Consider the following 23,317-nt stretch of genomic DNA (forward strand, 5'->3'; position numbering starts at 1 on the left):
GGAGCTACTTGCTCGAGGGCGCGCTCTCGCTGCCCGCCTTGGCCTTCACCGACGCCTCGCGGCGCTTGCGCAGCCACTCGACGCCGATGACGACGACTGTCACGGCGAGCAGGCCGTAGGTGACCAGGTCGATGTACTTGCCCAGCGCCGGGAAGCTCTTGCCCAGGATGAACCCGATCAGGGTCAGCAGGCAGACCCAGCCGATGGCGCCGATGGCGCTCCACACGAAGAACGCGCGCTTCTCCATCCGGGTCACGCCGGCGACCAGCGTGATGTACGTACGGACGAACGGGACGAACCGGCCGGCGACCAGCGCGGTGTGACCGTGCTTGTCGAAGAACTCCGAGGTCTGGTCGATGTACTGGCGCTTGATGATCGCGCCGTCGCGCTCATAGATCGCGGGCCCGATCTTCTCCCCGATGTAATAGCCCGTGACGTTGCCCGCGAACGCCGCGGCGGTGTAGACCGCGAGCACGAAGAACAGGTCGGCGACGTGGCCACCGGGCAGGATGCTGACCTTGCCCTCGGCGATGAACAGGCCCATCGCGAAGAGCAGGGTGTCGCCCGGGAGGAACGGGAAGAACAGGCCGCACTCGATGAAGAGCACGATGATGCCGACCCAGAACAGGGCCGCGCCGAACTTGTGAAGCAGGAAGTCCGGGCTCAGCCACTGGGTGAAGTCATGGAGGCTGATGGCCTGGACGAGAAGATCGTGCACACCCGAACCCTAGACGGCGATACCTGATCATGAGATGGCGGCGGTGCAACTGATGGACGAAGAACCACGTACGCCTGGTGCCGCGGGCGTCCCCGACGAGCCCGCTCGGTCCCCGTACGACCCCATGCCGCACGGGCAGCCCGAGGTGGGCGTCGGGCCGTGGGCAGGGGAGTGGCCGACGGGCGAGCAGTACGATCCCGAGCTGCTGGAGCACGGCGATCGGCGCAGCGTCGTCGACCGCTACCGCTACTGGTCCCTTGAGGCGATCCGCGCCGATCTCGACACCCGACGGCACTCCTTCCACGTCGCCATCGAGAACTGGCAGCACGACTTCAACATCGGCACGATCGTGCGCTCCGCCAACGCGTTCCTGGCCGCCGAGGTGCACATCGTCGGCAACCGCCGCTGGAACCGCCGCGGAGCGATGGTGACCGACCGCTACCAGCACATCAGGCACCACGCGACCGTCCCGGACCTCGCGGCCTACCTGCGCGAGCGCACCCCCGCCGTGTCGCTGCTGGGCATCGACAACCTGCCCGGCTCGCTCCACCTCGAGACGATGGAGCTGCCGAAGGACGTGTGCTTCCTCTTCGGCCAGGAGGGACCCGGGCTCTCCGAGCAGGCCCGGGAGTCCTGCGACGGCACGTTCTCGATCGCCCAGTTCGGCTCGACCCGCTCGATCAACGCGTCCTCGGCCGCCGCGATCGCGATGCACTCCTGGGTGGTGCGGCACGCCGACCTCGGCGCCGAGGAGGCCTGGCGCGGCTGAGCGGTCACGCCTCGGGCACGATCATCGAGTAGGCGGCCGGCAGGACGCACCAGACCCGGCGCCGGTAGGGCCCGGTCAGCTCGCCGTCGGCGCTGCACCAGAACTCCTCGCCGCTGACCTCGACGCGCTGCCCGCGCCGGCAGGTCACGTCGCCGCTGCGCGGGTGGCGACCGACCACCACGCCGGCGGCGTAGGCGATCCGCCCACGGAGCGAGCGGGTCGCGGCGATCAGGACGTCGAGCTGCCCGTCGTCGGGTCGGGCGTCGGGCGTCAGCGGAGCACCGCCGCCCACGTACGGGCCGTTGCCGATCGCCACCTGGAGAACGGGCCGCGCGTCGGTGCTGACCGTCTCGCCGTCGACGTGGACGCTGACCCGAACGTCCTCGGGCGCGACGATCGTGGTGATCGCACCGAGGGCGTACCCGATCCGGCCCCAGCGCTCCTTCCAGGTGCGCCCGGCGCGGGCGGCGTCGGCACCGGCGCCGGCGTGGACGCTGTTCACCACCACGCTGTCGGCCTCCTCGTCGAGGAGCAGGTCGAGGGGGCGCGCGTGCCCGGTGAGGATCACGGCGGCTGCCTCGGCCGGGCCGCGCGGCCCGATCGGCAGTCCCAGGCCACGCGCGAAGTCGTTGCCGGTGCCGAGCGGGAGCAACCCCAGGGGGCCGTGGTCCAGCTCGCCGCGGTGGTGCAGTCGGTCGAGGACGGCGTGCAGGCTGCCGTCGCCGCCGGCGATCACCACGGTGCGGTCGTCACGTCGGTCGAGCGCGGCGTCCAGCTCCTCGGGGCTGCTCGTCTCGACGACCTCGACCGGGCCGGCCCCGCGCAGCACCTCGAGGGCGTCCTCGATCGTCTGGTCGTCGGTGTTCCCGGCCGCGGGAGAGGTCAGGACGAGGTAGGAGTTCATGCCACGCACGGTAGCCAGAAGGGCCAGTGGCGGACTTCACACTCCTTGGATCGTGCCAACGGAGACGTTGGATCGGTCCAATGGTTCCGGGCGCTTACCGGGTACCGGAACCGGCCCTAGATTGAGGCGGAGCCGAGCCTGTTTGCCCGTTGAGGAGTCCTCTGTCATGCCGATTGCCAGCCCCGAGAAGTACGCCGAGATGATCGCGACCGCGAAGTCGCAGGGCTTCGCCTTCCCGGCGATCAACGTGTCGTCCTCGCAGACGCTCAACGCTGCGCTGGCGGGCTTCGCCGAGGCCGGCTCGGACGGCATCGTCCAGATCTCGACCGGCGGCGCGGAGTACCTCTCGGGCCCGACCGTGAAGAACATGGTCCACGGCTCGCTCGCGTTCGCGGCGTACGCCACCGAGGTGGCCAAGCAGTACGACGTGAACATCGCGCTGCACACCGACCACTGCCCGCAGGACAAGCTCGACGGGTTCGTGCGACCGCTGCTCGAGATCTCGGCCGAGCGGGTCGCCCGCGGCGAGGCGCCGCTGTTCCAGAGCCACATGTGGGACGGCTCGGCCGTACCCCTCGGCGAGAACCTCACGATCGCCGAGGAGCTCCTCGCGAAGGCGCAGGCCGCGCACGTCATCCTCGAGATCGAGGTCGGCGTGGTCGGCGGCGAGGAGGACGGCGTCCACGGCGATATCGACGAGAAGCTCTACACCACGCCCGGCGACGCGATCGAGATGGTCGAGGCGCTCGGCCTCGGTGAGCGGGGCGAATACCTCGCCGCGCTCACCTTCGGCAACGTGCACGGCGTCTACAAGCCGGGCAACGTGAAGCTCCGTCCCGAGATCCTCAAGGACGCTCAGGCCGCGATCGTGGCGAAGTTCGGCGACGCCCTCGGCGCCAAGCCGCTCAACCTGGTCTTCCACGGCGGCTCGGGCTCCACGGAGCAGGACATCTGCGACGCGGTCTCCTACGGCGTGGTGAAGATGAACGTCGACACCGACACCCAGTACGCCTACACCCGCGCCACCGCGGGGCACATGTTCGCCCACTACGACGGCGTGCTGAAGATCGACGGCGAGGTCGGCGAGAAGAAGGTCTACGACCCGCGCGCCTGGGGCAAGGTCGCCGAGGCCGGCATGTCGGCCCGTGTCGTCGAGGCCTGCCGACACCTCAGCTCCGCGGGCCGCACCATCGGCTGATCCGCCGACTCGGCCCTCGGGCACAGCCGACTCGGCCCTCGGTCACAGTGGTGGCCTCGAGGCTCGCTGCGCTCGCCTCCACCACCGGCCGAGCGGCCTGCGGCCCGGTTTGTTGTACTAGGGAACAAACTGCCCTCCCGATGCTAGGGTTCCGGTCATGGTCAAGGGGGGTACGACGGAGCAGCTGCGCCGGGCGAACCTGTCCCGCGTCCTGGAGCTGCTCCATCAGCGCGGACCGATGTCGCGTGCCGACCTGACCCGCGAGGTCGGGTTGAGCCGATCGACGATGGCCGGGGTGGTGACCGAGCTCGAGGAGCTCGGCCTGGCCACCGAGAGCCTGCCGGCGCAGACCGGCGGTGCCGGGCGTCCCAGCGGCGTGGTCGCCGTGGCCGACGATGTCGTCGCCGTGACCGTCAACCCGGAGGTCGACGCCGTGCACGTCGGGCTGGTCGGGCTCGGCGGCCGGGTGATCAAGCACGCCCGGATCGAGCTGCCCGATCGGAATCTGAGCACTGTCGTCTCGCTCGCCGCCGCGACCATCCACGGGATGCTCGCCGACGACCCGCCGCGCTATCGGGTGCTGGGCATCGGCCTTGCCGTTCCCGGGCAGGTCCGGATCTCCGACGGCGTGGTGCGCCAGGCGACGCACCTCGGCTGGACCGATCAGCCGATCGTCGACCTCTTCCGCGATGCCACCGGACTGCCCGCCTGGGCGGCGAACGCGGCCACCCTCGCGATGCGCGCCGAGAGCCGCTTCGGAGCCGGGAAAGACGTCGCTGACCTGGTCTATTTCATCGGCGGCGCCAGTGGTGTCGGCGGCGGCGCGATCATGGACGGGCGGCTCCTGACCGGCACCGCCGGCTATGCCGGCGAGTTCGGGCACACCGTCGTACGGCCCGGTGGGCAGGCGTGCCACTGCGGCGGCCTGGGCTGCCTGGAGGCCGAGGTCGACCAGGCCACGCTGCTCGCCGCGGTCGGGCTGGAGTCGGCCGAGGCGGGCCGGCTCGCGGAGCGCCTGATCGCCAGCACGGACCCCGAGGTCGCGGCGCTGGTCGCGAGCAGCTCCGCGCTCCTCGCGATCGCGGTGCGCAACGTGCTCAACGTCTTCAACCCGGAGGTCATCGTGCTCTCCGGGTTCCTCGGTGCGCTGCACGAGGCCTCGGCGCTGGACCTGGTCGCCGAGGGTGTGGCGTCCAGTCGCGAGAGCGTCGCCATCCGCAGTGCCGCCCTGGGCGACGAGCAGCTGATGATCGGCGCCGCCGAGCTGGTCTGGAGCGAGCTGCTGGCCGATCCGGCCGGTCTCGTCTCCGCGCGCTGACTCTTTCGCAGCGGACGGGCGGCCACCACGTCGGGCGGCCCCGTGCCGGCGTCGGGGTCGCGCGCTCCGCCGACCCCTGCCATCGGACAAAACCGCGCCGTGCCGCCGAGATTGATGCCCGTTATGGCTTGCGTCACACGCCCGATCGGCATATGTTCTCGTCCAGAACAAAAAGGAAGCGGTGTCCCGAGTACCCGCTCCGTATCGAGGAGGATCGCCATGCGTAGCAAGCGTCTCGCGCTCGGTGCTGTCGCTGCCGCCACCGCCATGGTGCTGTCGGCCTGCAGCAGCTCCGGCGACAGCAGCAGTGCTGACGGAGGCAAGGTCAGCACCACCGTGGACGGCAAGGGCCGCACGCTGACCCTGTGGGACTACGAGGACGACAAGTCCGCGATGGGCGTCGCGTGGAACGCGGCGATCAAGAAGTTCGAGGAGGAGACCGGCGCGAAGGTCAAGTTCGAGAACAAGGCGTTCGAGCAGATCCGTACGACCGCCAGCCAGGTCCTCAACTCCGACGAGGCACCGGACATCCTCGAGTACAACAAGGGCAACGCGACCGCAGGCCTGCTGGCCAGCCAGGGCCTGCTCAGCAACCTCGACGAGGCCGTGAAGGCCTACGGCTGGGACAAGAAGCTCGCGCCGAGCCTGCAGACCACCGCCAAGTACGACGACAAGGGCGTGATGGGCTCGGGCGACTGGTACGGCATCCCGAACTACGGCGAGTACGTCGAGTTCTACTACAACAAGGACCTCTTCGATAAGTACGGCATCAAGGTGCCGACGACCGAGGCCGAGCTCGAGCAGGCGATGGCCGCGTTCAAGGCGAAGGGCATCACGCCGCTCGCCGAGTCCGCCGCCGAGTACCCGCTCGGCCAGCTCTGGTACCAGCTCGCCCTCTCCAAGGCGAACCGCGACTGGGTCAACGCCTACCAGACCTACACCGACAAGGTGGACTTCACCGGTCCGGAGATCACCTACGCCACCCAGACCATCAAGGACTGGGAGGACAAGGGCTACATCTCGAAGGACGCGACCGGCATGAAGGCCGAGGACGCCGGCGTCAGCTTCATCAACGGCAAGTCGCCGATCTTCTTCTCCGGCAGCTGGTGGTACGGCCGGATGACCGACGAGGCCAAGTTCAACTGGACCACCGGCCTCTACCCGGACACCACCATGTCGCCCGGCTCGTCCGGCAACATCTGGGTCGTCCCGAGCAAGGCCAAGAACAAGGACCTCGCGTACAAGTTCATCGACATCACGATGAGCCCCGAGATCCAGAACCTGATGGGCAACAACGGCGGCGTGCCGGTGGCTGCCGACGCCGCGTCGATCACCGACGCGAAGAGCAAGGCGCTCATCGCCAACTTCAACACCCTGACGGGCCAGGACGGCATCGGCTTCTACCCCGACTGGCCGACCCCGACCTTCTACGACCAGCTCAACGCCGGTCTGCAGGAGCTGCTCAACGGCACCAAGTCCGTCGCGGACGTCAACAAGGAGCTCGGCTCGGAGTACCAGGACGGCGTCGACCAGATCACCGGCGGCTTCTGATCCAGCAGGACGGGCGGGGCTGGGTTCGTCTCGGATCCAGCCCCGCACCCGAAGTGCCTGATCTCGGGCACCCGCAGTGCTCGAACTCGGCCGGGCCGACGAGCACCCAGCACGTGAAACAGCAGCATGAAAGAAGGGACCGCGATGCCCAGGGGCCGCAGTCGTAGCTCGTCTCCGCTCACCGGAGGCGCCGGATACTGGTGGTACCTCGTGCCCGGGTTCGTCCTGGTCACGGCGGTGATCCTGGTTCCGCTCGCGCAGAACGTCTACTACAGCTTCACCTACTACCGGGGCATCAAGCCGCCGCAGTGGATCGGGCTGCAGAACTGGCAGCACCTGCTGCACGACGACAAGTTCTGGAAGTCGTTCGAGAACAGCATCGCGATGATCGTCGCGATGGTGATCGTCCCCACCCTGCTCGGCCTGCTGATCGCCTCGGTCCTCTTCGACCTGGTCGGCAAGAAGTTCGGCGGCAAGGTCGCCAGCTTCCTGCGCGCCACCTACTACATCCCCCAGATCATCCCGGTCGTCGTCGCGGCGATCGTGATCGGCTGGATCGCCCGGCCCGACGACGGCGCCGCGAACCAGCTCCTCGGTGCGATCGGCCTCGACGGGGCCCAGCAGAACTGGCTCGGCGACCCGAAGTGGGCGCTGCCGACCATCATGCTGGTCCTGATCTGGGTCCAGCTCGGCTACCCGGTCGTCGTCTTCATGGCGGCCCTGCAGCGGGTCGACCCGGAGCTCTACGAGGCCGCCGAGCTCGACGGCGCCAACTGGTGGCACCGCTTCCGGGCCATCACCGTCGCGGTGATCCGCCCCGAGATCTTCGTCGTCACGCTGACATGCACGATCGCCGCCCTCAAGGTGTTCGCCCCGGTCTACGCCCTGACCCGCGGCGGCCCGGGCACCTCGACCATCGTGCCCAGCTACTACTCCTACTCGGAGTTCTTCCAGTCCCAGCAGGTGGGGTACGGCGCGACGATCGCCACCGCGCTGACCGTCGTCATCGTCCTCGTCGCCACTGTCTTCCTGGTCGCTCAGCGCCGGGCCGAGCGAGCGGAGGAGGCCCGATGAGCACTCTCGCTGAGGCGCCCTCGACGGCGCCCGAGAACGACACCAAGCCGACCAAGGCCCCGGTCTCGCGGCCGCACCGAACGGTCCTGGACTGGGTCTTCCTGGTCCTCGCGATCGTCGGCGCGCTGATCGTGATCTTCCCGCTGCTGCTGATCCTGCTGAACTCGTTCAAGTCCCCCGACGACTACAACAACGGCGGCCCGCTGCACCTGCCGAGCCATCTCTACTTCGGCGGCATCAGCCGCTTCTGGCACGGCGTGAACTTCCCGCAGAAGCTGTGGAACAGCATCTTCATCTCCGGGATGGTCGCCATCCTCGGCGTGATCGTGTCGCTGTTCAACGCCTACGCCCTCGGCGTCGGCCGCGTCCGCGGCCGGCTGCCGCTGCTGGTGGTCTTCCTGCTCGCCAACATGCTGCCCCAGGAGGCCCTGCTCTACCCGCTCTACAACGAGTTCAAGAGCCTCGGGCTGTACGACAGCAAGTGGGCGGTGATCATCATCTTCACCGTCATCCAGAGCGCGTTCGGCACGTACCTGCTCTCCAGCGTCTACAGCACCTTCCCCAAGGAGCTGCTCGAGGCGGCCGCGATGGACGGCGCCGGCCGCTGGCGGACGCTGTGGCAGGTCGTGGTGCCGGTCTCCAAGCAGACCCTGTCGGTGCTGCTGATCTTCTTCTTCATCTGGACCTGGAACGAGTTCCTCATCCCGGTCACCTTCCTGGTCAGCAACGACAACCAGACCATCCCGCTCGCGGTCAGCAGCCTGCAGGGCGAGCACATGTCGGACATCACCACCACCAGCGCCTCCGCGCTGCTGGGCCTGCTGCCGACGCTGATCTTCTTCCTCATCTTCCAGCGCACCCTGACCCGCGGCGTCACCGCCGGCGCGGTCAAGTGACGCGCCCGCTCCTCCGAAAGGCCCATCCGTGAAGTTCACCGACGGCTTCTGGCAGCTCCAGCCCGACACCACCGTCCTGTATGCCCAGGAGGCGTACGACATCGAGGCCGTGCAGTCGGGCGACGACGCCGCCCTGATCGTCACCGCCCCGACCAAGGTGATCACCAGCCGGGGCGACACCCTCAACCGAGCCACCTTCACGATCACGCTGACCTCCCCCCTCCCGGGCGTGATCGGAGTCCGGATCGAGCACCTTCGCGGTGCTCGCCGGCCGCTCGGCTTCGACCTCGTCGGCGCCTCCTCCGTCGCCGGCGAGGTCGAGGTCGCGGCCGATGGCACCGGCGGCGTGCTGCGCAGCGGCGGTCTCTCCGCCGTCGTCTCGCCCGGTGCCCCGTACTCGCTGCGCTTCGAGGCCGACGGCCGGGTGCTCACCAGCAGCGGCCACAAGGCGGTCGGCTACGCCACGACCCCGGACGGCGCGTTCGTGCACGAGCAGCTCTCGCTCGGCGTCGGCGAGCTCGTCTACGGCCTCGGCGAGCGGTTCGGGCCGCTGGTGAAGAACGGCCAGACCGTCGACATCTGGAACGCCGACGGCGGGACCTCCAGCGAGCAGGCCTACAAGAACGTCCCGTTCTACCTGACCAACCGCGGCTACGGCGTCCTGGTGAACCACGCCGGCGCGGTCTCCTACGAGGTCGGCAGCGAGGCCGTCGAGCGGGTGCAGTTCTCGGTCCCCGGCGAGAGCCTCGAGTACTACGTCATCCTCGGCCCGACCCCCGCCGAGATCCTCGACCGCTACACCCAGCTCGTCGGGCGACCGGCCGCGGTGCCGGCGTGGAGCTACGGCCTGTGGCTCTCGACCTCCTTCACCACCCAGTACGACGAGGGCACCGTCACCGGCTTCATCGAGGCGATGGCCGAGCGGAAGCTGCCGCTGTCGGTCTTCCACTTCGACTGCTTCTGGATGCGCGAGTTCAACTGGTGCGACTTCGAGTGGGACCCGCGGGTGTTCCCCGACCCGGAGGGCATGCTCAAGCGGCTGCACGAGGAGCAGGACGTCCACGTCTGCGTCTGGATCAACCCGTACATCGCGCAGCGCTCGCCGCTGTTCGACGAGGCCGCCGCCCAGGGCTTCCTGGTCAAGCGCGCCGACGGCGCCGTGTGGCAGTGGGACAAGTGGCAGGCCGGCATGGGCCTGGTCGACTTCACCAACCCGGCCGCGACCGCGTGGTACCAGGAGAAGCTGCGCCGCCTGATCGGACAGGGCGTGGACTGCTTCAAGACCGACTTCGGCGAGCGGATCCCGACCGACGTCGTGTGGCACGACGGCTCGAACCCGGCCGAGATGCACAACTGGTACACCCAGCTCTACAACCAGGCCGTCCACGACGTCCTGGTCGCCGAGCGCGGTACGGACGAGGCGGTGCTCTTCGCGCGGTCCGCGACCGTCGGCGGACAGCGGCTCCCCGTGCACTGGGGCGGCGACTCGACCTCCACCTACGAGTCGATGGCCGAGACCCTGCGCGGCGGCCTGTCGCTGGCGCTGAGCGGCTTCGGCTTCTGGAGCCACGACATCGGCGGCTTCGAGGGCACGCCGGACGCCGGCGTCTTCAAGCGCTGGACCGCCTTCGGCCTGCTGTCCAGCCACTCCCGCTTCCACGGCAGCGACAGCTACCGGGTGCCGTGGACGTTCGACACCGACCCGGAGACGGGCGCGGTCGACGAGGGCCCGCAGAGCGCGGTCGCGGTGACCCGCCGCTTCACCGAGCTCAAGCTCTCGTTGATGCCCTACCTCTACGCGGCCGGCCAGACGGCGACGCAGCACGGCCTGCCGCTGATGCGCCCGATGGCGCTCGCCTTCCCCGACGACCTGGGCGCCGCCTACCTCGACCGCCAGTACATGCTCGGCGACGACCTCCTGGTCGCCCCGGTCTTCAGCGCCGAGGGCGAGGTCGACTTCTACCTGCCGGCCGGCACCTGGACCTCCTGGTGGACCGGCGAGACCGTGGTCGGTGGCGGCTGGCGCCGCGAGCAGCACGGTTTCGACAGCCTGCCGCTCTACATCCGCGAGGGCGCGGTCCTGCCGGTCGGCGCCCGTACGGACCGGCCCGACTACGACTACCGCGAGGGCCTCGAGCTGCGCGTCTTCCCGGGCCTGGTCGCCGGTGCGGAGAAGATCGTCGAGGTCGTCACGCCGACCGGCGAGGTCGCCACGTACCGCATCTCGATCGGTGCCGACGGCGCCGCCGCTGTGTCGACCGACGCGACCGGCTGGTCGCTGCGCGACCTCGGGGCGGAGGCCGGCCGATGACGGGTCCCGTGACCCTCCGTCTGCCGGAGGGCTTCGTCTTCGGCGCGGCCACCGCGGCCTACCAGATCGAGGGCGCGGTGGCCGAGGACGGCCGCGGCCCCAGCATCTGGGACACGTTCAGCCACACACCGGGGAAGACCGCCAACGGCGACACCGGCGACGTCGCGGCGGACCACTACCACCGGCTCGAGTCGGACCTCGACATCATTGCGGGGCTGGGCCTGGACGCCTACCGGTTCTCGATCGCCTGGCCGCGGATCCTGCCCGCCGGGGTGGGCGCGGTCAACGAGAAGGGGCTCGACTTCTATGAGCGGCTCGTCGACGGGCTGCTCGCCCGGGGCGTGGAGCCCGTCGCGACCCTCTACCACTGGGATCTCCCGCAGGCCCTCGAGGACCGCGGCGGCTGGACGTCGCGGGCCACCAGCGAGGCGTTCGGCCCGTACGCCGCGGCGGTCGGGCGCCGGCTCGGCGACCGGGTGAAGATGTGGACCACGCTCAACGAGCCGTTCTGCTCCGCCTACGTCGGCTACGCCGAGGGCCGGCACGCTCCCGGCATCGTCAGCGAGGAGGCGTCGCTGCAGGCGGTGCACCACCTGAACCTCGCGCACGGTCACGGCATCGCGGCGCTGCGCTCGGTGGTCACCCGGCCCGACGTCTCGTACTCGGTGACGCACAACCTCGCGGCGCTGTACCCGGCCGACGCGTCGAACTCCGAGGACCTCGACGCGGTACGACAGATCGAGGCGCTGCAGAACCGCGCCTTCACCGAGCCACAGCTGCGTGGCCTGTTGCCCGAGGACCTGGTCAAGGACACCGCGCACCTCACCGACTGGTCCTTCGTGCAGGAGGGGGACCTGGAGCAGATCCACCAGCCGATCGACGTGCTCGGGATCAACTACTACACGACCGGGATCATCGCCCGCGGACCCGAGCGTGAGTCGGCCGGCACGGTCTACCCCGGCGCCCGGTTCGTCCGCGAGGTCCCGCAGCCGGGACCACACACCGAGATGGGCTGGCACCTGGCCCCGTGGGGCATCTACGACATGCTCGCCTGGGCGCACGAGCGCTACCCCGAGCTCGACCTGATGATCACGGAGAACGGCGCCGCCTTCCCGGACGAGGTCGTCGTCGGCGCGGACGGCGAGCGGCGTGTGCACGACCAGGCGAGACTCGACTACCTGCGCAGCCACATCGGCGAGGCGCTGCGCGCTCAGGCCGACGGCATCCCGCTGACCGGCTACTTCGTGTGGTCCCTGATGGACAACTACGAGTGGGCGCGCGGCTACGACAAGCGGTTCGGGGTCGTGCACGTCGACTTCGAGACCCAGGAGCGCATCCTCAAGGACAGCGGCCGTTGGGTCGCCGAGCTCGCTACCGACCGAGCGCTCACGGTCGGCTAGCCCGCGGACGGCTGAGTCAGGCCTCCGTCCGCAGATGAGTCGAGCCTCCGTCCCGTTGGGGACGGAGGCTCGACTCGTTCTGCTGTGGGGCCCGTGGCTCAGTCGGCGTGCGCGTCCGCCGGGATCACACCGGGAGCGGCGGCCGGTGCGGCCGCGAAGCCGGTGTGCTGGGGGCGCTCGTAGAACATCACCACGATGAACCCGACCACGAACAGCACGACCGGCAGGTAGACCGCGTCGGACATGGCCGTGGAGAACGGTGCCCGCAGCGCCTGCGGAAGCTGCGTGGCGCCGCCCTCGCCGTGGGCTCCACCCAGGCCCTCCGCGGCGAGGCGCGAGTCCATGATCACGGCGATGGCGGCCGAGCCCATCACCGAGCCGAACTGGCGCGACGCGTTGTAGACGCCCGAGCCCGCGCCGGCGAGCTGCATCGGCAGGTTGCGGGTCGCGGTCGCGGCGGTCGGCGCCCAGATGAAGGCGTTGCCGACACCGATGATGACCATCGAGACGCACAGCAGCCAGATGTTGGCGTCCGGCTTGAGCTGCAGCGCGAGGGTCAGCATGCCGACGAAGCTGGCGGCGAAGCCGAAGCCCATGATCTGGCGCGGGTGCAGCCGGTCGGTCAGGGTGCCGACCTGCTTGGCCAGGACGATCGACATGATCGCCATCGGCACCATCAGCAGGGCCGCCTGGGTCGGGCTGTAGCCCCGGACCGCCTGGGCCCAAAGCATCAGCGGATAGCCCATCGAGGCGCCGACCGCGCCCATCGTGGTGATGGCGGCGTTGGAGACCGAGAAGTTGCGGTCCTTGAACAGACCCAGCGGCACCAGCGGCTCGTTCCTGTTGCGGGCCTGCCAGAGCACGAAGAGCACCAGCATCGCGACGCCACCCACGATCATCGCGATGATCCAGCCGGCCCAGTGGTGCGCGTGGCCCTCCTGGATGCCGAAGGCGAGCAGGAACAGGCCGATGCCGGAGAGCGCGACGCCGAGCCAGTCGAACTTGTGCTCGTGGGTCGGCAGGGCCGGCACCAGGCGCACCGCCATGACGAAGGCGAGGATGCCGACGGGGACGTTGACGAAGAAGATCCACTCCCAACCGAGGCCGTCGGTGAGGATGCCGCCCGCGATCGGGCCCACGACCATCGCGACACCGGCGGTGGCGCCCCAGACGGCCATCGCCTTGCCGCGGTCGGCCGGCGGGAAAATCCGGGTGATGATCGCCATCGTCTGCGGCGTCATCAGGGACGCGCCGACACCCTGGACGACACGCGCGAGGATCAGCATCTCGATGGTGCCGGTCAGGCCGCACCACAGCGATGCGAGCGTGAAGACGGTCAGGCCGATGAGGTAGAGGTACTTCGAGCCGAACCGGTCACCCAGCCGACCGGTGATCAGGATCGGCACGGCGTAGGCGAGCATGTAGGCGCTGGAGACCCAGACGACCTGGTTGACGCTCGCGTCGAGCTTGTCGATCAGCGTGGGCGTCGCCACGGTCACGATGGTCAGGTCGACCAGGATCATGAAGAAGCCGATGACGAGCGCGAAGAGCGCCGGCCACGGCTTGACGTCTTCCGGGGTCTGCGGCGAGGCGGTTTGGGTCACGAACCCAAGTCAACACCCGAGGGCTGACAATATTCCCATGACTTTCAACCAGGACCTGCTCGCCGGCCCTCCGCCGACCCTGCTTCCCGAGGACCCGGCCGCCGCCGAGCTCGCCACGATCAAGGACCCGGCGCAGGTCGCGGACGTCGTCCGGCGCCATCCGGCCTCCCCGATCGCGTGGGCGACCCTCGGTGCGCTGGCGACCGAGCACGGTGCCGACCCGGTCACCGTCTACGCGTACGCCCGTACCGGCTACCACCGCAGCCTCGACACCCTGCGCCGCAACGGCTGGAAGGGCAACGGCCCGGTGCCGTGGTCGCACGAGCCCAACCGCGGCTTCCTCAGCTGCCTGGCCCTGCTGGCCACCAGCGCCCGGACGATCGGCGAGACGGACGAGTGGGAGCGGTGCAGCGCCTTCCTGCGTGACAGCAGCCCGGAGGCGTACGAGGCCCTCATGCACGAGTGAACGACCGCGCGGGCGTCGGGCGATTACGGTTCGGCCCGCGGGCCGAACCGCCGATACCCTTGCGCCCGTGACCGACGAGCAGACCGCGCAGAGCAACGCAGCACCCGAGCCCGATCTGAACGAGCAGATGATCGTGCGCCGCGACAAGCGCTCGCGGCTGCTCGCCGAGGGCCGCGAGGCCTACCCGACGAACGTCAAGCAGACCCACTCCCTGGAGCAGGTCCGCGACGGCTGGGCGCAGCTCGAGGCCGGCGAGGAGACCCAGGACGTCGTCTCGGTCACGGGCCGCGTGATCTTCGTGCGCAACACCGGCAAGCTCTGCTTCGCGACCCTCCAGGACGGCATCGGCACCCGCCTCCAGGTCATGCTCAGCCTCGCCGAGGTGGGCGAGGAGTCCCTGACCGACTGGAAGGGCACCATCGACCTCGGCGACCACGTCTCGGTCACCGGCCGGGTCATCTGCTCGCGCCGCGGCGAGCTCTCCATCATGGCCACCGAGTGGCAGCTCGCGGCCAAGGCGCTGCGCCCGCTCCCGGTCTTCCACAAGGAGCTCTCCGAGGAGACCCGCGTCCGGCAGCGGTACGCCGACCTGATCGTGCGCCAGGAGGCGCGCGACATGGTCCGTACCCGCTCCCTCATCACCCGCAGCGTGCGCCGCACCCTCGAGGACGCCGGCTTCCTCGAGATCGAGACGCCGATCCTGCAGCTCATCCACGGCGGTGCGCACGCCCGGCCGTTCAAGACCCACCTCAACGCCTTCGACCAGGAGATGACGCTCCGCATCGCGCTCGAGCTCAACCTCAAGAAGTCGGTCGTCGGCGGCGTCGAGAAGGTCTTCGAGATCGGCCGCATCTTCCGCAACGAGGGCATCGACTCCACCCACAGCCCCGAGTTCACGATGGTCGAGGGCTACGAGGCGTACGGCGACCAGTTCACGATGGCCGAGCTGATGCGACGGATGTACCTCGCCGCCGCCGACGCCGTCGGCTCGCGCCAGATCGTGGTCTCGACAGGCTCGACCTCCGACTCGGACGTCGAGCCTGTCGAGACGGTCATCGACCTCGACGCCGAGTGGCGCTGGCTCCCGGTGTACGAGGGCGTCTCGCAGGCCGTCGGCGTCGAGATCACCCCGGACACCCCGCTCGCCGAGCTGACCGCGCTCGCCGCGAAGCACGAGGTCGAGATCGATGCCGCGTGGTCCGCCGGCAAGGTCGTCATGGAGCTGTGCGGCGAGCTGGTCGAGCCCGGCCTGATCCAGCCGACCTTCCTCTGCGACTTCCCGGCCGAGGCCCAGCCGCTGGCCCGGCTCAACTCCGAGGATCCGCGCTTGGTCCTCGCCTGGGACCTCATCATCGGCGGCGTCGAGCGGGGCACCGCCTTCACCGAGCTGGTCGACCCGGTCATCCAGCGCGACGTGCTCACCGCCCAGTCCCTCAAGGCCGCCGGCGGCGACCCCGAGGCGATGCAGCTGGACGAGGACTTCCTGCGCGCGCTCGAGTACGGCGCCCCGCCGATGGGCGGCTTCGGCCTCGGCCTGGACCGGATGATCATGCTGTTCACCGGGTCGGGCATCCGCGAGACCATCCTCTTCCCACTGCTGAAGCCGGAGGCGTGAGCACCGTCCCCCGCTAGTGTCAGCAGGCATGGAGGCGCTCGGGACGGACAAGCTGGTCGCGGCGCTCGGCTTCGCGCCGGAGGTCGCACGGCTCTACCTGCGCATCCTGCCGCTGTCCGGACGCAGGGTGTCGGACATGCACGTGGCGCTCGGCATCGGACGCGCGGAGTTCGACGTCCTCATCGCCGACCTCGTCGCGTCGGGCACGGTCGTGATCTCGGACGAGACGGTCGAGGTCCTGGCCCCGTCGCAGGCGCTCTCGGAGATCATCGAGACCGCAGCCGATCGGGCCCGCCGCGCCTACGAGCAGCTGCTCAACGTCAGCCGGGCCGTGCCCCACCTGGTCGCCGACAGCACCCGCGACCCGCAGGCGGACGGGGACGCGATCGAGCCGATCGACGGCGAGGTCGTGCTGGCGGGGACGACCGGCGAGACCCTCAGCGCGCTGATCCAGCGGACCACCGGCGACCTCCTGTGGCTGCGTCCGTACCAGTGGAACATGCCCTGGGAGGAGGAGATGCACCGTCTGATCGCCGAGGGCGTCGCCGCCGGCCGGCGGGTACGGGGCATCTACCCGGTCCGAGCGCTCACCGACGCTCCCGCCGTGCTGCAGTCCCGCGTCGAGATCGGCGAGGAGATCCGGCTGCTGCCGCACGTCCCGACCCGTCTGCTGGTCATCGGCGCCAGCCACGCGATCCTGCCCGACCCGCTCGGCAGCCCCGAGCCCACGCTGCGGGTCGTGGTCCGCCAGCGGGGGATCGTGGAGGGCTTCGCGCTCTACTTCGAGCAGCTGTGGGAGCAGGCCTCGCGGGCCGAGGCCTACGAGAGCGGCGCCGGCACCGAGGAGCGCCGACAGCTCCTGCTCCAGCTCTCCGCGGGCTCCCAGGACGAGCAGATCGCCCGCCGTCTCGGGCTGAGCCTGCGGACCGTGCGCCGGCGGGTGGCCGAGCTGCTCGAGGAGCTCGGCGCCGAGTCCCGCTTCCAGGCCGGGGTGGAGGCGGCCAAGCGCGGCTGGCTCTGATCCGGGCGCGATTGGTAACGTACGGCTGCAAGAGCCCCGGCCCGACCCCAGCGTCTTGCACGGGGCTCGATGCATTTCGGACCCAATCCAGGTGCGTTGAGCAGCCGTCCTCCGGACGGAGGGACTCCGTCCGACGTGAAGGAGCAAGACATGCCCGCGATCGCGATCATCGGTGCCCAGTGGGGCGACGAAGGCAAGGGCAAGGCGACCGACCTGCTCGGCAGCGACGTCGACTACGTGGTGAAGTTCAACGGCGGCAACAACGCCGGCCACACCGTCGTCATCCCGCAGCCGGACGGAACCAGCGAGAAGTACGCGCTGCACCTGCTGCCCAGCGGCATCCTCACCCCCGGCGTCACGCCGGTGATCGGCAACGGCGTGGTCATCGACCTCGATGTGCTGTTCCACGAGATCGACGACCTCAACTCGCGCGGCGTCGACACCTCGCTGCTCAAGGTCTCGGCCAACGCGCACGTCATCGCGAGCTACAACCGCGAGCTCGACAAGGTCACCGAGCGCTTCCTCGGCTCCCGCAAGATCGGCACGACCGGTCGCGGCATCGGCCCGACGTACGCCGACAAGATGAACCGCATCGGCATCCGCATCCAGGACCTCTTCGACGAGAAGATCCTGCGCGCCAAGGTCGAGGGCGCGCTCGAGCTGAAGAACCATATCCTCACCAAGGTCTACAACCGTCGCGCCGCATCCGTCGACGCGGTCGTGACCGAGCTGCTGGCCCACGCGGAGCGGCTCAAGCCGATGGTCTGCGACACGATGCTGCTGCTCAGCGAGGCGCTGGACGAGGGCAAGACCGTCCTGCTCGAGGCCGGACAGGCCACCCAGCTCGACGTCGACCACGGCAACTACCCGTTCGTCACGTCCTCCTCGGCGACCGCCGGCGGCGCCTGCACCGGCTCGGGTATCCCGCCGACCCGGCTGACCCGGATCGTCGCGATCGCCAAGGCGTACACCACCCGCGTCGGCGAGGGCCCGTACCCGACCGAGCTCTTCGACGAGTCCGGTGACTTCCTGCGCAACACCGGTGGCGAGTTCGGCACCACCACCGGCCGGCCGCGCCGCACCGGCTGGTACGACGCGGTCATCTCCCGCTACGCCGCCCGGGTCAACGGCGTCACCGACTTCGTGCTCACCAAGCTCGACGTCCTCACCGGCATCGAGCAGATCCCGGTCTGCGTCGCGTACGACGTCGACGGCGTGCGCCACGACGAGATGCCGGTCAACCAGTCCGACTTCCACCACGCCAAGCCGATCTACGAGTACCTCCCCGGCTGGACCGAGGACATCTCCGGCTGCCGCACCCTCGAGGACCTGCCGGCCAACGCGCAGGCGTACGTGAAGTACGTCGAGGAGGTCTCCGGAGCGCGGATGTCGGTCATCGGCGTCGGCCCGGGCCGCCACGAGTCGATCGTGGTGCACCCGCTCGCCTGAGCCTGTCTGAGGGTCTCCGGACCCGGTGCGGGCGGGGGCGCGGGGCGCCCGGTTGTCTAGTCCGCGCCGGGCCGGGTGCATCCTCGGAACTCGGTTCGGGTACACCTTGGCGTCATGGGAAGCGAGCGACTGCCGACCGTCGTCCTGGTGGACGACTCCGCAGAGGTGCGCACACTGGTCCGCACACGGCTCGAGCTCACCGGACGGTTCGAGGTCGTCGGCGAGGGCGGTGACGGGGCGGATGCGATCGGGCTCGCCTACCGGCACGAGCCCGATCTGCTGCTGCTCGACACCTCGATGCCGACGATGGACGGCCTCGAGGCGCTCCCGGCGATCCTGGCGCTGGCACCCGCCACGGCAGTGGTGATGTTCACCGGGTTCGAGGAGCACGGGCTGGCCGATGCCGCCCGCGAGCTCGGCGCCGCCGACTTCATCGAGAAGTCGATCCGGATGGAGATGCTGCCCGACCGCCTGCTCGGCGTGCTCGGCATGGCGCCGGGTCGGGCGAGCGACCAGCCCCACAGCGCCCGCGGACGACTGCGGGTGGTGGGCCGCGGCGAGGCCGGAGACGACGCCGGCGGGGGCGACCCGCCGCCGGAGCAGGCGATCCTCGACGAGCACCTCGAACGCTTCCGCGAGCTCTTCGAGCGGGCCGCGATCGGGATGGCGACCCTGACGCTCAACGGGTCCGTCGTCCGCGCCAACGCCGCCCTCGCCGAGCTGATGGGGAGCTCTGCCGACGAGCTGGTCGGCGTCGACTACGGCCGGCTCACGGAGGGTCAGGGCGAGGCACTCGACGCGGCGCTCGCGACGATCAACGAGACCGGGGCCACCACACCCGCCGGCACCGCGATGGTGGTCTTCGAGCACCCCCTCCCCGGTGGCGGGGAGCGTACGGCCCGGGCCACGCTCGCGCCGGTCCGCGACTCGCACGGCGCTCCGCTCTACGTCTTCGCCCAGGTCCAGGACATCACCGCCCAGCGTCGGGCCGAGGACGAGCTGCTGCGCAGCGAGGAGCGCTTCCGGATGCTGGTGACGGCGGTGCGCGACTACGCCATCTACATGCTCGACCCCGACGGCAACGTCGCCAGCTGGAACGTCGGAGCACAACGCATCAAGGGGTACGGCGCCGACGAGATCATCGGCCAGAACTTCCGCGTCTTCTACCCGGTGGAGGAGCAGGAGGCCGGGCATCCCGAGCACAACCTCGACCTGGCGCTGCGCGACGGCGCGTACGCCGAGGAGGGCTGGCGGGTGCGCAAGGACGGCACCCGTTTCTGGGCCAGCGTGGTCATCACCGCGGTGCACGACGAGGAGGGACGGCACGTCGGGTTCGCCAAGGTCACCCGCGACCAGACCGAGGCGCGCCGCTACGCCGACGAGCGTCAGGAGGCGGTGGCGCAGCAGACCCACCTGCTCGCGGTGACGGCGCACGAGCTGCGCAACCCCGCCGCCGTCATCGAGGGCTCGTCCGCGCTCCTGCAGGAGCAGTGGGAGCACCTCGCCGACAGCGACCGGGCGCAGCTGCTCTCCGCGATCGACACCAGCGCGCACCGGCTCCAGCGACTCGTCACCGACCTCGCGGCCGCCTCGCGGCTACAGGGTGACGCCTTGGTGCTGCGTCCCTCCGACGTCTCGATGGAGGACCTGCTCACCACCGCGGTGGAGCGGACCCGGGCGGCCAACAGCGGCGTCACCATCGAGGTCTCCCTCGACGAGGACACCATCATCTGCGCCGACGGCGGCCGGCTCGCCCAGGCGGTGGACAACCTGCTCGACAACGCGATCCGGCACGGCCACTCGCCCATCCTGCTGACCGGTCGGGTGACGGACGACGGCGTCGAGATCCAGGTGGCGGACTCCGGGCCGGGCGTCCCGGAGGGGCTGGTGCCGCAGCTGTTCGAGCGCTTCGCGGTGGGCGGCGCGACCGGCGGCACCGGGCTCGGGCTTTACCTCGTCCGAGAGATCGCGCGCGGCCACGGCGGCGACGCGACCTACCAGCCTCGGGTGGACGATCGGCCCGGCACCTTCACGCTCGCGGTTCCGCGTGAGCCGACGGTCGTGGGCCCGCCGAGCGCGATGGGGTACAGCGCGGCTGCTCGTTGACGCCGCAGCCCCGGTCTTGGTGCGGTCCCGGTGACGGTGCCGCGATCTGATCGTCGGTGTCCTAGCCTGTGGCCCGTGAAGACCCTCGTCATCGGCACCGGCGGTCGCGAGCATGCGCTCGCTCTGGCACTCGCGAAGGACAGCGAGGTGCACGCCGCCCCGGGCAACCCGGGCATCGGCGCGATCGCGACGCTGCACGAGGTCGACATCAACGACGGCCCGGCGATCGCCGCGCTGGCCGCCGAGATCGACGCCGACCTGGTCATCGTCGGTCCGGAGGCCCCGCTGGTCGCGGGCGTCGCGGACGACGTACGGGCGGCGGGCATCCCGGTGTTCGGGCCGTCGAAGGCCGGCGCCCAGCTCGAGGGATCCAAGGCGTTCTCCAAGGCCGTGATGGCGGCGGCGGGCGTCCCGACCGCCGGGTCGCGGGTGTGCACCACCGCGGAGGAGGCTGCCGCGGCGCTCGACGCGTTCGGTGCGCCGTACGTCGTCAAGGACGATGCCCTCGCCGCCGGCAAGGGCGTCGTGGTGACCAACGACCGCGCCGAGGCCCTGGCGCACGCCGAGGCCTGCGACCGGGTCGTGATCGAGGAGTTCCTCAAGGGCCCCGAGGTCTCGCTCTTCGCGGTCTGCGACGGCACCACCGCCCGGCCGCTGCAGCCGGCGCAGGACTTCAAGCGGATCTTCGACGGGGGCAAGGGTCCCAACACCGGCGGGATGGGCTCCTACAGCCCGCTCCCGTGGGCGCCGAGCGACCTGCGCGAGACGGTGATGCGCGAGGTCGTACAGCCGACGCTCGACGAGATGAACCGCCGCGGCACCCCGTTCGTCGGCTGCCTCTACGTCGGCCTGGCGCTGACCGAGGCCGGCCCGCGGGTCATCGAGTTCAACTGCCGCTTCGGCGACCCGGACATCCAGCCGGTGCTGGCGCTGCTCGACTCCTCGCTCTCCGAGCTGCTGCTCGCCGCCGCGCGAGGCGAGCTGGCCTCCGTACCAGCTCCGGTCTTCTCCGACGGTGCCTCCGTCACGGTCGTGCTGGCCTCGGCCGGCTACCCGGAGACGTCGTCGCGGGGCGACGTCATCCGCGGCACCGGCAACGCCAACGGGGTCAACGACGTCGACGTCATCCACGCCGGCACGGCGATCGTCGCGGCGCCGGAGGAGAACGACCCGGAGCACAAGCACCTCGTCACCGCCGGCGGCCGGGTGCTCGCCGTGCGGGCCAAGGGCTACGACATCGAGGACGCCAGGAGCCGCGCCTACGCGGCCGCGGACCTGATCGCCTTCGCGGGCCTCCAGCGCCGCAGCGACATCGCCGCCGAGCCGCTCGGCGTCATCGAGGGCGCCGCCGTCCTGGACTAGGGCGGCGAGCAACCCTGCGTCCACAGTCCGGCGTCCACCGTCCCTCGCCACGATGCCGGGTGCTCGGTGGCCGTGGGAGAATGACTCCTCGTGACCGTCCCGAACGTGCTTGCCACCCGCTACGCCGCCGACGACCTCGCCCGGATCTGGAGCCCCGAGCACAAGATCGTGCTCGAGCGGCAGCTCTGGATCGCGGTGCTCAAGGCGCAGAAGGACCTCGGGATCGAGGTCCCCGACGGCGTCGTCGAGGCATACGAGAAGGTCGTCGACCAGGTCGATCTCGACTCGATCGCCACCCGGGAGCGGATCACCCGTCACGACGTGAAGGCGCGGATCGAGGAGTTCAACGCCCTCGCCGACTCTGCCGTGTGGGGGGAGCACATCCACAAGGGCATGACCTCGCGCGACCTCACCGAGAACGTCGAGCAGCTCCAGGTGCTCAGCTCGCTGCGGATCATCCGGGACCGTGCGGTCGCCGCGCTGGCCCGCCTCGGGCGCCTCGCCGCCGAGCACGAGACCACCGTGATGGCCGGTCGCAGCCACAACGTCGCCGCGCAGGCGACCACCCTCGGCAAGCGGTTCGCGACCGTCGCCGACGAGATGCTGGTCGCCCTCGACCGCCTCGAGCACCTCATCTCCCGCTACCCGCTGCGCGGGATCAAGGGCCCGATGGGCACCGCCCAGGACATGCTGGACCTGTTGGGCGGCGACACTGACGAGGCCCATGCCAAGCTCGAGCAGCTCGAGACCCGCGTCGCCCAGCACCTCGGCTTCGAGCACGTCTTCACCTCGGTGGGCCAGGTCTACCCGCGCTCGCTGGACTTCGACACCGTCTCCTCGCTGGTCCAGCTGGTCTCGGGTCCGTCCAACCTGACCACCACGATCCGCCTCATGGCCGGCAACGAGCTGGTCACCGAGGGCTTCAAGGAGGGCCAGGTCGGCTCCTCCGCGATGCCGCACAAGATGAACTCCCGCTCCTCCGAGCGGGTCAACGGCCTCGCGGTCATCCTCCGCGGGCACCTGTCGATGATCGGCGAGCTCGCCGGCGACCAGTGGAACGAGGGCGACGTCTCCGACTCCGTCGTGCGCCGCGTCGCCCTGCCCGACGCGTTCTTCGCCGCCGACGGCCTGTTCCAGACCTTCCTGACCGTGCTCGACGAGTTCGGCGCCTTCCCGGCGGTCATCCAGCGCGAGCTCGACCGCTACCTGCCGTTCCTCTCCACCACCAAGGTGCTGATGGCCGCCGTCCGCAACGGCGTCGGTCGGGAGGCCGCCCACGAGGCGATCAAGGAGGCGGCGGTCGGCACCGCCCTGTCGATGCGCCAGGGCCAGGCCGAGAACGACGTCTTCGCCAAGCTCGGGGCCGACCCGCGCCTGGGACTCACCTCCGAGCAGCTCGCCTCGCTGGTCGCGGCGCCGATCGAGTTCACCGGCGCCGCGGTCGCGCAGGTCCAGACGGTCGTACGCCGCATCGAGGCCGTCGCGGTCGCGCACCCCGAGGCCGCCGCGTACGTCCCCGGCGCCATCCTCTGAGGGCGCCGGCCTCTGATCCCTC

The 23,317-nt window shown here is 70.2% G+C and carries 18 protein-coding genes; 15 read left to right on the forward strand and 3 right to left on the reverse strand.

Annotated elements, in window-relative coordinates:
- Positions 1–4: 4 nt before the first annotated feature.
- Positions 5–718 (reverse strand): DedA family protein, encoded by a 714-nt coding sequence (locus tag ACZ5L9_RS08030; protein WP_464535951.1) that lies wholly within the window; start codon positions 716–718, stop codon positions 5–7.
- Positions 719–842: 124 nt separating this feature from the next.
- Between ACZ5L9_RS08030 and ACZ5L9_RS08035 the strand changes: the two genes are divergently transcribed.
- On the forward strand, positions 843–1,487 hold the full coding sequence (locus ACZ5L9_RS08035) for a TrmH family RNA methyltransferase (RefSeq protein WP_464536824.1): 645 nt from the start codon (positions 843–845) through the stop codon (positions 1,485–1,487).
- A 4-nt stretch (positions 1,488–1,491) separates the two neighbouring features.
- Here ACZ5L9_RS08035 and ACZ5L9_RS08040 read toward each other — a convergent pair whose 3' ends face one another.
- Positions 1,492–2,391 (reverse strand): diacylglycerol/lipid kinase family protein, encoded by a 900-nt coding sequence (locus tag ACZ5L9_RS08040; RefSeq protein ID WP_464535953.1) that lies wholly within the window; start codon positions 2,389–2,391, stop codon positions 1,492–1,494.
- A 166-nt stretch (positions 2,392–2,557) separates the two neighbouring features.
- On the opposite strand from ACZ5L9_RS08040, the gene fbaA reads away from it, so the two are divergent.
- From fbaA to ACZ5L9_RS08075, 7 genes are all read left to right on the forward strand, one after another.
- The gene (fbaA, locus tag ACZ5L9_RS08045; protein ID WP_464535955.1) at positions 2,558–3,589 is read left to right on the forward strand and encodes a class II fructose-bisphosphate aldolase; all 1,032 of its coding nucleotides are present in this window, start codon (positions 2,558–2,560) and stop codon (positions 3,587–3,589) included.
- Positions 3,590–3,746: 157 nt separating this feature from the next.
- Complete coding sequence (locus tag ACZ5L9_RS08050; RefSeq protein WP_464535957.1) at positions 3,747–4,907, forward strand: ROK family protein; 1,161 nt, start codon at positions 3,747–3,749, stop codon at positions 4,905–4,907.
- 219 nt (positions 4,908–5,126) lie between these two features.
- Positions 5,127–6,458 (forward strand): ABC transporter substrate-binding protein, encoded by a 1,332-nt coding sequence (locus ACZ5L9_RS08055; protein ID WP_464535959.1) that lies wholly within the window; start codon positions 5,127–5,129, stop codon positions 6,456–6,458.
- Positions 6,459–6,668: 210 nt separating this feature from the next.
- Positions 6,669–7,532: a carbohydrate ABC transporter permease gene (locus ACZ5L9_RS08060; protein WP_464535961.1), complete on the forward strand. Its 864-nt coding sequence runs from the start codon at positions 6,669–6,671 to the stop codon at positions 7,530–7,532.
- Positions 7,529–8,428 carry a carbohydrate ABC transporter permease gene (locus ACZ5L9_RS08065; RefSeq protein ID WP_464535964.1) on the forward strand — a complete coding sequence of 300 codons (900 nt, stop codon included), beginning with the start codon at positions 7,529–7,531 and terminating at the stop codon, positions 8,426–8,428. Before ACZ5L9_RS08060 ends, ACZ5L9_RS08065 begins: the two co-directional genes overlap by 4 nt.
- Positions 8,429–8,456: 28 nt before the next feature.
- Positions 8,457–10,739 (forward strand): alpha-xylosidase, encoded by a 2,283-nt coding sequence (gene yicI / locus ACZ5L9_RS08070; protein WP_464535966.1) that lies wholly within the window; start codon positions 8,457–8,459, stop codon positions 10,737–10,739.
- An 8-nt stretch (positions 10,740–10,747) separates the two neighbouring features.
- Positions 10,748–12,139, forward strand: a complete 1,392-nt coding sequence (locus tag ACZ5L9_RS08075) for a GH1 family beta-glucosidase (protein ID WP_464535968.1) — start codon at positions 10,748–10,750, stop codon at positions 12,137–12,139.
- A gap of 98 nt (positions 12,140–12,237) precedes the next feature.
- Here the strand turns inward: ACZ5L9_RS08075 and ACZ5L9_RS08080 are convergent, their stop codons facing one another.
- The gene (locus ACZ5L9_RS08080; protein ID WP_464535970.1) at positions 12,238–13,743 is read right to left on the reverse strand and encodes a DHA2 family efflux MFS transporter permease subunit; all 1,506 of its coding nucleotides are present in this window, start codon (positions 13,741–13,743) and stop codon (positions 12,238–12,240) included.
- 37 nt (positions 13,744–13,780) lie between these two features.
- Here ACZ5L9_RS08080 and ACZ5L9_RS08085 point away from each other — a divergent pair, with 37 nt between their 5' ends.
- The 7 genes from ACZ5L9_RS08085 (at position 13,781) to purB (ending at position 23,295) form a co-directional block, all read left to right on the forward strand.
- On the forward strand, positions 13,781–14,209 hold the full coding sequence (locus ACZ5L9_RS08085; RefSeq protein WP_464535972.1) for a DUF3151 domain-containing protein: 429 nt from the start codon (positions 13,781–13,783) through the stop codon (positions 14,207–14,209).
- A 67-nt stretch (positions 14,210–14,276) separates the two neighbouring features.
- On the forward strand, positions 14,277–15,824 hold the full coding sequence (gene lysS / locus ACZ5L9_RS08090) for a lysine--tRNA ligase (protein ID WP_464535974.1): 1,548 nt from the start codon (positions 14,277–14,279) through the stop codon (positions 15,822–15,824).
- A 28-nt stretch (positions 15,825–15,852) separates the two neighbouring features.
- A complete protein-coding gene (locus tag ACZ5L9_RS08095; RefSeq protein ID WP_464535976.1) occupies positions 15,853–16,845 on the forward strand; it encodes a helix-turn-helix domain-containing protein in 993 nt (330 codons plus the stop codon).
- Positions 16,846–16,995: 150 nt separating this feature from the next.
- Positions 16,996–18,294: an adenylosuccinate synthase gene (locus ACZ5L9_RS08100; protein WP_464535978.1), complete on the forward strand. Its 1,299-nt coding sequence runs from the start codon at positions 16,996–16,998 to the stop codon at positions 18,292–18,294.
- A 114-nt stretch (positions 18,295–18,408) separates the two neighbouring features.
- Positions 18,409–20,400 carry a PAS domain S-box protein gene (locus ACZ5L9_RS08105; protein ID WP_464535980.1) on the forward strand — a complete coding sequence of 664 codons (1,992 nt, stop codon included), beginning with the start codon at positions 18,409–18,411 and terminating at the stop codon, positions 20,398–20,400.
- A gap of 75 nt (positions 20,401–20,475) precedes the next feature.
- Entirely contained in the window at positions 20,476–21,762 is a 1,287-nt protein-coding gene (gene purD / locus ACZ5L9_RS08110) for a phosphoribosylamine--glycine ligase (RefSeq protein ID WP_464535982.1), read from the forward strand.
- A gap of 90 nt (positions 21,763–21,852) precedes the next feature.
- Positions 21,853–23,295 (forward strand): adenylosuccinate lyase, encoded by a 1,443-nt coding sequence (purB, locus tag ACZ5L9_RS08115; RefSeq protein WP_464535984.1) that lies wholly within the window; start codon positions 21,853–21,855, stop codon positions 23,293–23,295.
- The last annotated feature ends 22 nt before the right edge of the window (positions 23,296–23,317 follow it).

This window comes from Nocardioides sp. JCM 18998 (assembly GCF_055391535.1).